Genomic DNA, 13,514 nt, shown 5'->3' on the forward strand with positions numbered 1-13,514 from the left:
ATATGATGACAACTAAACAAGTTACCCAAGATATTAATCTACTTCTGCCGGTACAAGAAATCAGTATCAAAGGCGAAGTTATGCAATATACCTTTGCAAGAACATTGCACGCTTTTTTAGGGAGCAAGCAAAAGTTTACAAACTGGTTCGATAGCCGTGTAGAGAAATATGACTTTATCGAAAATGAAGATTTTTGCGTAATAAATTTATCACGCAAAAAATCAAAAGGGCGAGGTGGGCATAACAAAATTGATTACCGCATTTCTCTTGATATGGCGAAGGAGTTAGCCATGGTGGAAAGCAACGAGCAGGGAAAATTAGCAAGACGTTATTTTATTCAATGCGAAAAAGCCTTACAGACTGTCGCACCGCAGATTCATTCCGAACTATTAACACAATGGAAAGCGACAAGAGACAGCACCGGCAAAGGCTACCGCCCACTATGCGCCGCGCTTGACCGCAATCGCAAACGGCAAGGAAAACCCATTCCTCGTTATTTGTTCACTAACGAAACCAACATGCTGACAAGTATCGTGCTAGGAATGAGTGTTCACAAATACAAAACAATTCATCAAATCACGGGCGAAATCCGTTCTCACCTAACCGCCGACCAACTCGCCGAACTGGAATATCTAGAACGAGCGGACGAAATGCTGTTAGACAGTGATGTGAACGACTTTGAAGCCCGTCGATTAAAGCTAATTGCAATGCGGAACAATCGTTTTGAGAAATTGGCAGCATAGGAGAATAACAAGTGAAAACTACCCAAGCGAAAACCGAAATCACAGCTCTACTTGCTCACCCTTTGAATTTATTTGAGGGAGTAGAAGGCATTAATGCCCGTAATGTGCATAGACTTTTGAAAGTGGGGCGTGATTATTCAAACTGGATTAAAGCCCGAATTAAACAAGCTGGATTTATTGAAAATCAAGATTTTGTGATTGTAGAAAATTTGAGCTCGCCAGCTTTGTTAAGCAAAAGTGATGAAGAATTGAGCTCACCAAATTTGGCGAGCGCAAAAAATAAGCGGTTATCAATGGCACGCCCTCAAAAACTTATTGACTACATCATCACCCTAGACACTGCTAAGCACCTTTGCTTGATGGAGAAAAACGAAATCGGGCGAGCTATCCGCCAACACTTTATCGAGGCAGAGAAACAGCTCAAACAGGTTGCACCAAAGATTTATAAAAACACCTTAGCCAAAACCCAAGCAAGATTAGAGGCTATCGATCATAACCGGGAAATGACTGACGCAATCCAAGCCAGTTTAAAACGACAAGGGAAAGCCCCAAAACCGCACCATTTCAGCATTAATCATGAACTGGTAGATAGCCTTGTCTTAGGTGAGAACGTTCGACAGTGGAAAGCTAAGCACGGAATTTTAGGCAGAGTACGAGATAGTTTTAATGTGAATCAAATGACTTTACTCAAACTCTTATTAAAGACCAATGCAAGCCTGATTAATTTAGATATGCCGTATCAAGAACGTAAGGCACAGTTGGAGAAATTAAGTCAGCGTTATTTAAGCGAGCAGTTGGCGGCATAAGACAACAAAATAAATTTACCGCTTGACACTTTCCCACGATAGGCATAGAGTAAAAAGGCAGTCTGAAAAAGAGATTGCCGAGCGTAGGAAACTCGAAAATTTAATTAACGGCGAACAGTAACACGCCTTTTAATCGTGTTATTTTTGTTTGTAGCACCCACACACCTAAAATAAGCCAATAGGCTTGTTCTCAATGGTAGTGTAACGGGCAGCCGAAAGGCTGATCGCTCTCCGTTAGTGGCGATATTTCCTACCCCGTTACGCTACCGCCCAAACCGTAGGAAAGTTTAGCGGTAGCCCTCGAGTTTACTAACGGAGCTATCAGAATGTTTACTTACCTATTTGCGGGCGTAATCCGCACAGACTTATCTAATCAAATCCATTATTTACGAATTACAGCTAAAACAGAAAATGAGGCGAGAGCCAAGTTATCCCGTCAATTCGTGCTTATTTTTGCGGGAAGAATAAAAGTATCCCCAACCTCCTCTTTAAGTCATAAGGGGGTGAATCATGCTTAAATATAACGCTATTCAATGCACACTATTTGAAAAAGTAGATAGTGACGACACCACCAAAGAAAGCCTAGAGGCTATCCGCACCGAAAGCGAACATCTTTGCGAATCAATCGAACATGGTTTATTTGCCATAGGGAAGATGATGGAACACTTAGGCTTTTTTGCCGATGAGAAAGAGCAGAATTTCAGCAATCAAGCCTTAGACAATCGCTCGATTAGACAATTAGGCGGATTAATTTCCGCTAATGCTTATCTTCTCAATGCGTTACGAGATAGCGCAAGCAATGCCGAATTTCACCTTAGCAATATGAAAGGGGGCGTAAATGAATAACGTTATCCTACACTATCAAGACGGGCGCACGTTTATTGGCGCGGAAGGTGTCACCCTTGCACGAGCGGAAGAAATCAAAGCCTACATTGAATCAAACAAAGATGATTTTAGCTATCGTGATGTTGTGGCAGTGGAGATTAAGCACACAGGGGGAAATGATGAAAAAGCCGAGAACGATTAAAGCACTCAAGGAACCATACAGCCCTACACCGGAGCAGTTAGAAAAATCGGTAAAACGTATCAAGCAGTTTTTAGCATTCGCTGAAGATTATTTGCATAACGGACACTATAACGGGTTAGTCACATCAATCGAGCAAATTAAGAAAGCGGCAACGATTAGAAAGCCGAGAACAGCGACAGGCGGTGGACGATGAATAGCAAAACAAGCGATAAACTCACCGCAATTTGTGAACGTGGGCTATACGACCAAATGATTTTAAATAATCAGATATTGGCGATAGCCGGTGAGCCGGAAAACATTCAAGACGATGTACTGCGGCATCAAATTATCGTATGCCTTCATTATTCACAATGCATAGAAAAAACGCTCCAACAGATTAAAAAGGTGGCAAAGCATGAACATAGATATTAATAACCTCAATGAAACAGAAGTAACCGCACTAACAGCGAGAATAAGACAACTTAACGGAGAAGATGTTAGCCCGATTCCTTATTTGATGGCATGTATAGCCGAATTGGCGGAAGTCTTTAAAACTATGCCGGAAACACAGCGCGAACAATTAACAAAGACAAGAAATGAGCTGCTTTTCCTTAGACTTCATTTTACTGAATTGAAAGATGAAACCATAAAAGCGCGTTTATCTAAAAAACCATTAAGCGATGAAGGATTGGTAAAAGTGGGCTTAATGATTGCCGCAGCCGAAAGCATTCTTGATATATTGGCCACATTACAAAATGCGGCAGATATACGATTAATGACTATTTCAAAAAATGGGCTTGAAATCATGGGAGCATACAATGGCACGATTAATTAATGCACCTCACCTTGCCGATCAACCGCATGAACCTTATTCTGATTTAATTATTCTTGCTGGGCGTAAAGCCTGGCAAGCATGGAATAAAGGGAAAGGCGAAGAATGGTTATTATTGTTTGAATTGGTATACGGGTTAAAACCGACTGAAAAACCTGTTATTCTAGGCGACAAGCAGCTTGATAATATTACAGGGATTAAACTTGCCGAACCGGAACAACAAACCATCAAACTGTTTCAATATGGCGAGCTTACAGCCGCACAAATTACCGCTATTTGCTTAAATTTAGCCGATAATACACAGGTTAAAGCCGTCGAACTTTACGATAATTCAGCACAGCTAAAAGAAGATTTAAGCGCTTATATTCAGCGGTTGCGAAGCGAGGATAGGAGCATTGCGAATTTAGTCGTCGAACCTGCGAAAATCAAGGACAAATCCCCTTTTAGTGAAAAGGCGCAATCATTCCGCCAATGGTTAAATTTAGACCTTGCTTTACAGCGTGGCAGCCGAGAAATTTATCATTATGACGGTAAAATCTGGGCGCAATTAGATAGCGAAGATTTAGAGGAAAAAGCAGTGCAATTTTTCAATGATAGCGATTTAGGTTACAGTATCCGCAGCATTGAAAGTTTAATCGGGACATTGAAAGCGCAACTACCGCGAATGGGTGATCAATCATCCGGCTTGCTTGCATTCAATGACGGTGTGCTAAACCGTAATACTCTTGTTTTTGAGGCGAGTAGTCGGGAACATTGGCTAACATCATTAATCCCGGTCAATTATCAAAATCAAGCGCAAAATACACCGCACTTTGATAAATGGCTAGACTTTGTTTCAGAGGGGAACGCCGACAAAAAGCACAATATTTTAGCCGCACTTTACGCTATTTTAACCAACCGCTATAACTGGCAAATGTTCTTTGAAATAACAGGCGTAGGGGGAAGTGGTAAATCTATTTTTGCACAAATTGCTACAATGTTAGCCGGAGAAGAAAACACTGACACGGCGAGATTGGCGATTTTGACGAACCTCGAGGGCGAGAGCCTTACAAAGATAAAACCTTGATTATTTGCCCGGAACAATCTCGCTATGGCGGAGACGGTTCGGGATTAAAAAGTATCAGCGGAGGCGACCCGGTTACGATTGACCCGAAGAATAAAAAAGCCTTTAAAGCGATTATTCCGGCAATCATTTTGATAGTCAATAACGAACCGACCCGATTTACTGAACGGGCAGGTGGTATTGAGCGGCGCAGGGTTATTTTTGCTTTTGACAAAGCCGTTCCGAAAGATAAACGAGATCCATATCTTATTGACAAACTGGCGCAGGAAGTCGGTGGAATCGTGCATAAATTGCTGAATACTTTTCCCGACCCAATGACAGCAAAGAAAGCCCTCGATAAACAAATGAGCAGTCAAGAAGCCTTGAGATTTAAGGTAAAAGCCGACCATATCACCGCATTTTGTGGCTATTTTTATACAACCGAGCAAGCAGACGGGCTATTTATCGGTAACGCCCGAATGTTTAATAAGGAGCGCACACATCTCTATCCGGCTTATTTAGCTTTTGTCGATGCAAATAACATTAAAGGGGAACTAAACTTGAATAACTTTTCCGAGGCTCTGCGACAAGGATTAGATCAATATAAAAACCCTTTTGACTATCAAAGCAGGCGGACAAATCAAGGGATTAGAACCAATGTAAAATTTAAAAATCTTGATGAATTTTTTGAGCATTTTATCAAGAGAAATTAGCAGAAAGGGCAGAAATGCCCTTTTTTGTGTATGGTGTTCACTAAAAGTGTGCATACCTTGTGAACTCAGTCATCACTGCTTAACTATATGATAAATAAAATAAAAATAGTGAAAGTGAATAGGTAAACACCTTTTGGGGTATATTTTTTCACACGTTATACTTTTACTCTTTTTCACATTGTTCTACATAGTCGCCCCAAAGTTGCATTACTGCTTTTCTCTCTTCAAAATAATCTGATCGGTTGTATGCTTTTCTTACTTGATCTTTTATGCCATGAGATAAACAAGCCTCAATGACATCATAATTAATCAATTTCTCATTAAGGTAAGTGCTGGCAATAGATCGTAAACCGTGGGCGGTCAATTTATTTTTATAGCCTAAATCAACAAGTGCTTTATTTGCCGTTTGACTATTCATTGGTTTATCACGCGCCCTGACACTTTGAAAAACATATTGAGCATTACTTGTAAATTCATACATAATTGCCAACACTTCAAGAGATTGTCTTGATAAAGGTACTCTATGTGCCTTTCTTGTTTTCATTTTTTCAGGCGGGATCAACCACTCTTTTTTATCTAAATCTATTTCCGCCCATTCTGCATTACTGGTTTCAGCCGGACGGGTCATTGTCAATAATTGAAAACGAAGTAAACAACGGGTAAATAATGATAATTTTGAGTGTTGAATTTTACGCAGTAGTGCCGGCAATTCTTCTGGACTGATTGTGGGATTATTCTCATTTTTGCCAAAATTAAATACCGCATTGACATTTAGGCAAGGATTAAACGGCAGTAAACCATAATTAACGGCATAGTTTAAAATCTCATTAATCAACCGAATAATGCGTTTTAATGTATCGCCTTTGCCTTGTTTATTTAACGGTTCTAACATTTCAATCACAACATTAGGAAGAATGTCAGCAACGAGCATATTCCCTAAAATTGGGAAAACATAAGTTTCTAATCTGCGCCAGTTCTTTTTTAATGTTAGCGGCTCAATCTCGGTGGCTTTTTTTTCTTTCCATTTTTCAGCGATTGAATAGAACTGGTTTTCTAACTTTTTCTCTTCTGCTTGTTCCTGCAGTTTTTTCTGTGCTTGCGGATCGATTCCTTGCGCTAAAAGAGTGCGATATTCTCCACGCTTAAGACGGGCATCAGCGAGAGAAACTTCAGGATACCTCCCTATTTTTAAATTAGTGCGTTTTTTAGTGGCTGGTGAAACATAATTAAACAACCAAATTTTACTTCCTGACGGTTTTATCCTTAAGTTAAGCCCTTCCCCATCAGAGAGATTATATTCCGTTTCTTTAGGCTTAGATTTTTCTATTTTGGTATTGTTTAAAGGTAGGACAGCCCTTGCCATATCTAGCACCTCATCAGTTTTAGTAACACAGTTTTGCGGCATGGTAACACAATTTTAAACTGTGTTACTATCTGTGTTACTAAAATCAGCGGTCAAAGGCGAATAAAGGCGATAAGCTAAGAAAGGTAAAATAGCGATAAACCCTTGTGGTTACTGGCATTAAAAAAGCCTTTCGAGTGATTACGAAAGGCTTTGAAAAGTATTTTGGTGCTCTGGGCGTGAAAATGCTTACTATATTTATCAAAGCCTTATTCAAATCTTGGTGCAAATTTTAATGAACCAAATATTTTTTACATTTTTTTGATTAAAAAAATATAGAGACTTGAACTCGCACGTTTAAATCCAATCGGAAAATGCGTTTTTCTGCGTTGTTTTGCGTTGAAAGATCTGAATAAAAAGATCTAAAAGGCTTTAGATCTGAAAAGCCTTGAACGAAGATCGCAATTTGCGTTGAAATACACACATTTAGTGTGCGGGCGTGGCGAAGGTTTGTCTGCGATTTTTCGTGCGTGAAAGTGGCTGAAAAATCAGGGGAAAATAAGGTTTTCGCCTTTGTGTTATGGGGTGTTTTGATATAATAAACTGGGGTGGAATTTAATAAATAAGGGACAAAAACAGCTTTGTTTTGGCGGTAAAAAACCCGTGTCAAGCACGGGAATTTTTATTTTAAAAGGATCTGTTTTTATTCAAACAGCTTGTATTCGCTGAAAGTGATTACTTCTTTTCCAACAATCATATTAATTTCTTTCAAGCGTTCTTGTAGAGGTATAATCTCATTCACGAAGAACACTTTCGTCGCTTTTTCTACATCACCAAAGCCACCAGTATTGTTTGGGATAATCCCCATCAATTGCGGAGGTACACGGTGCGCCGCTAACACATCATCACGGCTGGTGTTTTTAATATTTAAAAATTCATCTTTGCCAACTGCGTCCGACAGTGGAATCACTTGCAATCCGTCTTTTTTACCATTAGGAATATTGATGAACAAATTTTTGAAATTGCCCTTACCTTTGGTTTGTCGAATCTGCTCTTTAATGGCTTCAACATCATCTTTATTCTGCGTCGGATCTGTTAAATAAATTATCGACCCTGCATGTGCACCATTCAAATAATATTTACGGCGGAACAATGTTGCACTCTCATTTAAAAATGCGGATTGCAATGCCGCCAAATATTCCGGCACGCCATAAATTTCTTGATTCACATCAGGATTAACCAGATTGAAAACCGAATCTTTTGCAAACTCATGTTCATCAAAGCCGTTCACCACTTGATAAAATACGCCCTGTTCTACGCCAACCCGCATATATTTCGCCAGTGGTGCATTTAATGCCATCACATTCCCAAAGCGATTGCGTTTGATTTCAATATAGGCATTACCAAAAACTAAATAATCTTGCACCAATTTTTCAAGTTGCGTGCGTGGTAAAAGTGCGGTCGTTTTACAGGTTGAAAGCAAAATATTTTTCTTCACCGTGATCGCACTTTGATGATGTGCCGAGGCGTTCAATGCTTTAGAGAGATAACTCAAATTAATTGGCGGATTGTAATATTTTTGATACATCAACACCGGCTCGAAATAATTGAGTATTTCCGCACGGTCAAGCACGGGAATCGGCTCACCAAAACTAAAGGCTTCAGCGTTGGAATGTGAAGAAAGTGCGGTCGTTTTTTTACGTGATTTTTTCATTTATTAAATCCTATTCAAAGGTGAAAATTGTGGTTTGTGCGCTGCCGGCAACATCACCGCCGGAGCCATAAGGAACGTTTAAAATGCAATTCATAATCGCCCACGATAAATCGCCGTGGCTTGCTTCTTCCGAACGGTCGGAAACATAAGTGATTCTGCCTGTTCCGGTTGTGCGTTTTTTCACTGTCATAAAACTGGTGATAATTTCTTTGCCGTCAAATTTTAGGCGGCGTTTTTGAATGAGGTTTTGCGTTTTCAGCACCATTTCATTTTTTAAATCAGCGTTATAATCTAACCCTTGCGCCATCGGGTAAAATTTTCTCACTTCTTGATACACGCCCGAACCCATCCCAGTTTTATCAATCACAATACGGGTGACGTTATAATCATCACAAAATTGTTTGATTCGATTTGCTTGCGCTTCATAATCCATGCCGTGAAAGGTTTGCCAATGCAACACACGATAGTCGCCCCCTTCCACTTTAGGCGGGGCAACAATGGCGAGTGCCGCACGGTCGCCGGTAAATGCGGGGTCATAACCGAGCCAAACTTCACGATTGCCGAAAGGCCGTTGCCAAAAGGGTTTATAATCCGTCCACTCTTCTAAACTATCCACTTGGCATAGCTGCAAATCAGCAAATTTGAAAGCAGAGCTATCATCATCGGCAAATTGACACAAAAACAACTGCTCAAACTCTTCTTTGCTGTTCTCTGCAATCAAATCATCAATATTAAACAGGTCGCAGCCACCTTCCATCGCATCATAAATGCTCACAATTTGTTTCCATTGGCGATCTGCGCACAATTTCCCACTTTTTAAATTTTCGTGGGAAATATCAATTTCCACTTTTTCCGATTTCGCACGGTTGCGATTAAAGGCTTTGCCGGAAAAGAACGCATAAGCGGGGTGCGCAATGGTAGTGGGCGTAGAAAAGTAGGTTTGACGATACATCTTTTGCGCTGCCATCCCCGATGCCACTTTACGCATCACATCAAATTTCGGCACCCAAAATACTTCGTCAAAGTACAAATTGCCGTGATAGGATTGGGCGGTGGCCGAGTTTGTACCAAGGAAAATCAATTCTGCCCCATTCGGCAATTTGATCGTTTCCCCTTTTAAATCCACGTCTGCCGTCTGCTTGGCATAATTGACAATATAAGAACGGAACTGCAACGCCTGTTTTTTACTGGCTGAAAGAAAGATTTGATTATGCCCCGTTGTCAACGCATCAATAAAAGCTTCATGGGCAAAATAATAAGTCGCCCCAATCTGACGACTTTTCAAAATATTGCGGATTCTATATTCCTTCGCCTTGTGCCACACCCGCTGATAATTAAACATTCCCTCAAGAAAGCCATTAATCAACAATTCCTCTTGTTCCTGATCAATGGCATTCTGCTCGGCTTTCTTGCGTTCGCCTTTATTGCGATTAGCCAGTTTCGGATTCAAATCCACTTCATTCCCTTCTCCAAAGGAATATTTTTTCACTCGTGCCATACGTTCCATTTGGCGACCGAGTAAATCAATTTCTTTATAGTCTTTCTCATTTTTGTTTTCTTTCAGAATGAGCAAATTCAAACGGCTTTCAAGGGTCAGTTCTACACGCCCGACTGGTGCGAAGTCATCCCATTTTTCACGCTCTTTCCAACTGGAAATCGTCGATGTCGGAATATTTAACTGACGTGATATTTCCGCAATTTTATAACCGCTGAAATACATCACTTGTGCTTGGCGTTTTATGTCTGCCGTGGTTTCCTGTTGAGGTGTATTGTTGATAGGTTCTGTCATGCGTTATCTCTTAAATTTTAATAACGGCATAGTAGAAAGGATAAGTGCGGTCGTCTTTCAAGGCGTTTTGTGAAAGCTAAAGCAACAATGGCAAGCACTCGCACAGGTGTGAAAAGTCTTTCAGAATGAGCGCAACTTGAACCATAAAAAGGATAACCCATGCCGAAAAAATCAAAATGGTTTGTTGTTGCGACAGAGGGCGCAACCACAGACGGTCGTGAAATTCAGGGTAAGTGGATTGAGGAAATGGCTGAAAGCTATGATCCGAAAAATACTTACGGCGCACGCATTAACTTAGATCACATCAAATTCACCCTATTTTTTGAAGATATGCCGAATGCCCATTGTTTCGGTGATGTGATTGCGTTGAAAACCCAAAAACGTGAAGACGGTAAATTGCAATTATTAGCTGAAATCATCCCGACGGAAAGTTTGATTAAACTCAATCAGGCAGGGCAAAAAGTTTATACATCCGTTGAAATCGACACCAATTTTGCCGATACCGGCAAAGCCTATTTAGTCGGATTAGCGGTGACAGACAATCCGGCAAGCCTTGGCACAGAAATGCTTTCTTTTTCACATAACGGATTAAGTTCACGCAAATTAAAAGCGGATAACCTTTTTACAGCGGCCATTGAAACAGAATTGGAATTTGTGGAAGAAGCGGAAAAATCCCCGTCTATTCTTGAAAAAATCAAAGGATTATTCGCCAAAAAAGAAAAATCCGATGATGAACGTTTTGCCGTGCATGAGCAATCCATCGAATTGTTAGCCGAGCAGACCAAAGAAACCTTGGAAAAATTGACCGCACTTTCTGCCGATTTTGAAAAACAGAAAACGGAATTTTCCGCTATGCAAAGCAAGTTTACCCAACTTGAACAAACGCCATCTGCCGACTATACCGAACGCCCTCTTGTAGCAGGCGAAAAAGCCGAAGCAGACGGACGTTTCTTCTAATCATCACCACAGGAAGCCAAAATGAATAAATTTACCAAAACCAAATTAGCCCATTATTTCGCCGGTGTTGCTGCAGACAATGGTGAATCCGTAGAATTTGTTGCCGCAGGCGGTCAATTTACCGTTGAGCCAACCATTCAACAAAAACTCGAAAATGCCGTATTGGAAAACTCCGATTTTCTAAAACGCATTAATGTGGTGATGGTCACTGAAATGAAAGGGGCAACTTTGCGCTTAGGCGTATTAGGTCCGATTGCAAGCCGCACCGATACCAACAAAAAAGAACGTGAAACAAGAGACATTCACAGTCTTGAAGAAAACACCTACTCTTGTGAGCAAACCAATTTTGACACCCATTTAAACTATGCCACCTTGGATAGTTGGTCAAAATTCCCCGACTTTGCTGCACGCATAGGCAATCTCAAAGCCGAACGCATTGCCCATGACCGTATTATGATCGGGTTTCATGGTTCAAGTGTTGCCGCAACAACTAACCTCAAAACAAACCCATTATTGCAAGATGTTAATGTCGGCTGGTTACACCAAATCGAAACCAAAGCCACCGCCCGTGTGATGAAAGAAGAAACCAAAGGTAGCGGCAAAATCGAAATTGGCACAGGTAAAACCTACAAAAATCTTGATGCCTTTGTGTTCGCCCTCAAAGAAGACTTTATCCCCGAACAATACCGTGACGACACTAAATTAGTGGCAATCATGGGTAGTGATTTATTAGCGGATAAATACTTCCCACTATTTAACCAAGAAAAACCAAGCGAACAGGTTGCCGGTGATACAGTCATCAGCCAAAAACGCGTGGGCGGTTTACAAGCAGTTTCCGTGCCGTATTTCCCGAAAGGCACAGTGCTTATCACTGCATTGGATAACTTGTCAATCTACGTACAAGAAGGCAGAGTGCGCCGTCATTTTAAAGATAAACCGGAACGCAACCGTGTAGAAGACTATTTATCCTCAAATGAGGCGTATGTAGTCGAAAACTATGAGGCTGTCGCACTGGCGAAAAACATCACGATTGTTGATGCACCGGCTACCGAAACCACTAACGGCGCAACGGAATAAGCCAATGCGCCCGACTAAACGTCATTTTATCGAAGTCTCTGCCGCTTTAGCCAATGCGGCAGAAACCGAAGATTTAAGCCAATTTAGCGAATACGACAAAATGCTACGTTTGCTTGCCCGTCACAAAAAGGATTTGAAACAAATTCAATCCACGGTACGTAAAGCAGCGTTTAAAAAACGTATTTTGCCGGATTATCTGCCTTGGATTGAAGGCGCATTATCTGCCGGAACAGGTAAACAAGATAATGTGGTGATGACGTGGTGCGTGTGGGCGATTGATTGTGGCGAATATCACCTTGCTTTAACCATTGCCGAATATGCTGTTTTTCACGATTTGCGACTGCCTGAACCGTTCAGCCGAACACTAGGCACGCTTATCGCAGAAGAATTTGCCGACCAAGCCAAAGCGGCACAAGCGGCAAATCAACCTTTTGAAGTGACGTATTTGGAACAAGCCAATCGCATCACTGCCGATTGCGATATGCCGGACGAAAGCCGTGCCAGATTATTGCGTGAATTGGGCTTGCTTACTGCAGTAAAAAATCCCGAACAAGCCTTGCAATACCTTGAATCTGCCCTCGGTTTAGATCAGAAAATCGGCGTGAAAGGTGAAATTAAAAAACTCCGGAAACAATTAAACAAAACCGAAGAATAACGGTTTTTATACAGAGCAAACCACGCAGCCGCGGGGCGGATTCAAAGTGCGGTCAAATTTACTTAAATTTACACCGCACTTGATGAATCCCCACCCCGCTTTTTTTATAGGTAAACACAATGTCAGACGGTGCAATCTCAATCAAACTTGCCCCCGATTATGAAATGGGCGCAGTGCAAAAACAGGTCGAAACCTACCCTAACACCGATGATTTAATCACCAATGAACCCTTTTTCCCTGATTTGTCGATGTCGCAATGTCGAAATCAAATGCGACTTGACGGCACAGTGACCGAATATCGATTAAAAGATTCATTAATTGAAGCGATGGCATCGGTCAATGAAGAATTAACCGAATTTCAACAGGAAAATGCGAAATACGCTCATTTGAAAAATATTCCTGCGCCGGTTATCAATGAAGAAAGCATCTTAGTGCAACGTTATCAACGTGCCGTCATTTGCCTTGCCGTTGCCAATTTATACGAACGCTATGCCAGCTACGACAGCACCCATGAGGGCGAAAAGAAAATGGAACAACTTAAAGACATCATCGACCAACTCCGCCGAGATGCCCGTTTTGCTATTAGCGATATGTTGAAACGCCGAAGAATTGACGTGGAGCTGATCTAATGAAAGTGCGAGCCCAACAAAATGACAATCTCGATGCCATTGTTTACCGCCATTTAGGCAAAAGCCAAGGCTATTTAGAAATCGCATGCGAATTAAATCCGCACTTAATGCACTTACCCATTATTCCAATTGGAACAGAGGTGACATTACCCGAGCCTGACAACGAAAAAATCAGCGTTGCACAAGATACCTTGCAACTCTGGAGCTGA

At 41.2% G+C, this 13,514-nt stretch carries 18 protein-coding genes; 15 read left to right on the top strand and 3 right to left on the bottom strand.

The genetic code is table 11. From position 1 onward, the window contains the following. Positions 1-2 precede the first annotated feature (2 nt). From PNEUHYL_RS02460 to PNEUHYL_RS13945, 10 genes are all read left to right on the top strand, one after another. A complete protein-coding gene (locus PNEUHYL_RS02460; RefSeq protein WP_059365697.1) occupies positions 3-743 on the top strand; it encodes an antA/AntB antirepressor family protein in 741 nt (246 codons plus the stop codon). 11 nt (positions 744-754) lie between these two features. Next, positions 755-1,549, top strand: coding sequence for an antA/AntB antirepressor family protein (locus PNEUHYL_RS02465; protein WP_059365698.1), 795 nt, complete (start codon positions 755-757; stop codon positions 1,547-1,549). A gap of 326 nt (positions 1,550-1,875) precedes the next feature. After that, positions 1,876-2,067 (top strand): host cell division inhibitor Icd-like protein, encoded by a 192-nt coding sequence (locus PNEUHYL_RS02470; protein WP_059365699.1) that lies wholly within the window; start codon positions 1,876-1,878, stop codon positions 2,065-2,067. Continuing rightward, positions 2,060-2,395, top strand: coding sequence for a hypothetical protein (locus PNEUHYL_RS02475; protein WP_059365700.1), 336 nt, complete (start codon positions 2,060-2,062; stop codon positions 2,393-2,395). Before PNEUHYL_RS02470 ends, PNEUHYL_RS02475 begins: the two co-directional genes overlap by 8 nt. After that, positions 2,388-2,576, top strand: coding sequence for a hypothetical protein (locus PNEUHYL_RS02480; protein WP_059365701.1), 189 nt, complete (start codon positions 2,388-2,390; stop codon positions 2,574-2,576). The genes PNEUHYL_RS02475 and PNEUHYL_RS02480 overlap by 8 nt, the downstream gene beginning before the upstream one ends. Then, on the top strand, positions 2,554-2,769 hold the full coding sequence (locus PNEUHYL_RS02485; RefSeq protein ID WP_059365702.1) for a hypothetical protein: 216 nt from the start codon (positions 2,554-2,556) through the stop codon (positions 2,767-2,769). Before PNEUHYL_RS02480 ends, PNEUHYL_RS02485 begins: the two co-directional genes overlap by 23 nt. Beyond that, positions 2,766-2,987, top strand: a complete 222-nt coding sequence (locus tag PNEUHYL_RS02490; protein ID WP_059365703.1) for a hypothetical protein — start codon at positions 2,766-2,768, stop codon at positions 2,985-2,987. The genes PNEUHYL_RS02485 and PNEUHYL_RS02490 overlap by 4 nt, the downstream gene beginning before the upstream one ends. Beyond that, positions 2,971-3,390, top strand: a complete 420-nt coding sequence (locus tag PNEUHYL_RS02495) for a hypothetical protein (protein WP_059365704.1) — start codon at positions 2,971-2,973, stop codon at positions 3,388-3,390. Before PNEUHYL_RS02490 ends, PNEUHYL_RS02495 begins: the two co-directional genes overlap by 17 nt. After that, positions 3,374-4,453 (top strand): hypothetical protein, encoded by a 1,080-nt coding sequence (locus PNEUHYL_RS13940; RefSeq protein WP_059365705.1) that lies wholly within the window; start codon positions 3,374-3,376, stop codon positions 4,451-4,453. The genes PNEUHYL_RS02495 and PNEUHYL_RS13940 overlap by 17 nt, the downstream gene beginning before the upstream one ends. Continuing rightward, positions 4,450-5,142, top strand: a complete 693-nt coding sequence (locus tag PNEUHYL_RS13945) for a primase-like DNA-binding domain-containing protein (RefSeq protein WP_239690317.1) — start codon at positions 4,450-4,452, stop codon at positions 5,140-5,142. Before PNEUHYL_RS13940 ends, PNEUHYL_RS13945 begins: the two co-directional genes overlap by 4 nt. A 163-nt stretch (positions 5,143-5,305) precedes the next feature. Here PNEUHYL_RS13945 and PNEUHYL_RS02505 read toward each other — a convergent pair whose 3' ends face one another. The 3 genes from PNEUHYL_RS02505 to PNEUHYL_RS02515 form a co-directional block, all read right to left on the bottom strand. Beyond that, positions 5,306-6,505, bottom strand: a complete 1,200-nt coding sequence (locus PNEUHYL_RS02505) for a tyrosine-type recombinase/integrase (RefSeq protein WP_059365707.1) — start codon at positions 6,503-6,505, stop codon at positions 5,306-5,308. 682 nt (positions 6,506-7,187) lie between these two features. Next, a complete protein-coding gene (locus PNEUHYL_RS02510) occupies positions 7,188-8,198 on the bottom strand; it encodes a phage portal protein (protein WP_059365708.1) in 1,011 nt (336 codons plus the stop codon). A gap of 10 nt (positions 8,199-8,208) precedes the next feature. Then, positions 8,209-9,987 (bottom strand): terminase large subunit domain-containing protein, encoded by a 1,779-nt coding sequence (locus tag PNEUHYL_RS02515; protein WP_059365709.1) that lies wholly within the window; start codon positions 9,985-9,987, stop codon positions 8,209-8,211. A 159-nt stretch (positions 9,988-10,146) separates the two neighbouring features. Here PNEUHYL_RS02515 and PNEUHYL_RS02520 point away from each other — a divergent pair, with 159 nt between their 5' ends. The 5 genes from PNEUHYL_RS02520 (at position 10,147) to PNEUHYL_RS02540 (ending at position 13,514) form a co-directional block, all read left to right on the top strand. Further along, entirely contained in the window at positions 10,147-10,944 is a 798-nt protein-coding gene (locus PNEUHYL_RS02520) for a GPO family capsid scaffolding protein (RefSeq protein WP_059365710.1), read from the top strand. Positions 10,945-10,965: 21 nt separating this feature from the next. Then, on the top strand, positions 10,966-12,021 hold the full coding sequence (locus PNEUHYL_RS02525; RefSeq protein WP_059365711.1) for a phage major capsid protein, P2 family: 1,056 nt from the start codon (positions 10,966-10,968) through the stop codon (positions 12,019-12,021). A gap of 4 nt (positions 12,022-12,025) precedes the next feature. After that, positions 12,026-12,676 carry a phage terminase small subunit gene (gpM, locus tag PNEUHYL_RS02530; protein ID WP_059365712.1) on the top strand — a complete coding sequence of 217 codons (651 nt, stop codon included), beginning with the start codon at positions 12,026-12,028 and terminating at the stop codon, positions 12,674-12,676. A gap of 119 nt (positions 12,677-12,795) precedes the next feature. Next, positions 12,796-13,305 carry a head completion/stabilization protein gene (locus PNEUHYL_RS02535; RefSeq protein ID WP_059365713.1) on the top strand — a complete coding sequence of 170 codons (510 nt, stop codon included), beginning with the start codon at positions 12,796-12,798 and terminating at the stop codon, positions 13,303-13,305. Next, entirely contained in the window at positions 13,305-13,514 is a 210-nt protein-coding gene (locus PNEUHYL_RS02540) for a tail protein X (protein ID WP_059365714.1), read from the top strand. The genes PNEUHYL_RS02535 and PNEUHYL_RS02540 overlap by 1 nt, the downstream gene beginning before the upstream one ends.

The organism is Rodentibacter caecimuris (assembly GCF_001019715.1).
Lineage (GTDB): Bacteria > Pseudomonadota > Gammaproteobacteria > Enterobacterales > Pasteurellaceae > Rodentibacter > Rodentibacter caecimuris.

Coding starts and splice junctions, on each gene's coding strand:
- PNEUHYL_RS02460 (WP_059365697.1), top strand. CDS start 3: ATGATGACAACTAAACAAGTTACCCAAGATATTAATCTACTTCTGCCG.
- PNEUHYL_RS02470 (WP_059365699.1), top strand. CDS start 1,876: ATGTTTACTTACCTATTTGCGGGCGTAATCCGCACAGACTTATCTAAT.
- PNEUHYL_RS02475 (WP_059365700.1), top strand. CDS start 2,060: ATGCTTAAATATAACGCTATTCAATGCACACTATTTGAAAAAGTAGAT.
- PNEUHYL_RS02480 (WP_059365701.1), top strand. CDS start 2,388: ATGAATAACGTTATCCTACACTATCAAGACGGGCGCACGTTTATTGGC.
- PNEUHYL_RS02485 (WP_059365702.1), top strand. CDS start 2,554: ATGAAAAAGCCGAGAACGATTAAAGCACTCAAGGAACCATACAGCCCT.
- PNEUHYL_RS02490 (WP_059365703.1), top strand. CDS start 2,766: ATGAATAGCAAAACAAGCGATAAACTCACCGCAATTTGTGAACGTGGG.
- PNEUHYL_RS02495 (WP_059365704.1), top strand. CDS start 2,971: ATGAACATAGATATTAATAACCTCAATGAAACAGAAGTAACCGCACTA.
- PNEUHYL_RS13940 (WP_059365705.1), top strand. CDS start 3,374: ATGGCACGATTAATTAATGCACCTCACCTTGCCGATCAACCGCATGAA.
- PNEUHYL_RS02505 (WP_059365707.1), bottom strand. CDS start 6,505: ATGGCAAGGGCTGTCCTACCTTTAAACAATACCAAAATAGAAAAATCT.
- PNEUHYL_RS02510 (WP_059365708.1), bottom strand. CDS start 8,198: ATGAAAAAATCACGTAAAAAAACGACCGCACTTTCTTCACATTCCAAC.
- PNEUHYL_RS02515 (WP_059365709.1), bottom strand. CDS start 9,987: ATGACAGAACCTATCAACAATACACCTCAACAGGAAACCACGGCAGAC.
- PNEUHYL_RS02520 (WP_059365710.1), top strand. CDS start 10,147: ATGCCGAAAAAATCAAAATGGTTTGTTGTTGCGACAGAGGGCGCAACC.
- PNEUHYL_RS02525 (WP_059365711.1), top strand. CDS start 10,966: ATGAATAAATTTACCAAAACCAAATTAGCCCATTATTTCGCCGGTGTT.
- gpM (WP_059365712.1), top strand. CDS start 12,026: ATGCGCCCGACTAAACGTCATTTTATCGAAGTCTCTGCCGCTTTAGCC.
- PNEUHYL_RS02535 (WP_059365713.1), top strand. CDS start 12,796: ATGTCAGACGGTGCAATCTCAATCAAACTTGCCCCCGATTATGAAATG.
- PNEUHYL_RS02540 (WP_059365714.1), top strand. CDS start 13,305: ATGAAAGTGCGAGCCCAACAAAATGACAATCTCGATGCCATTGTTTAC.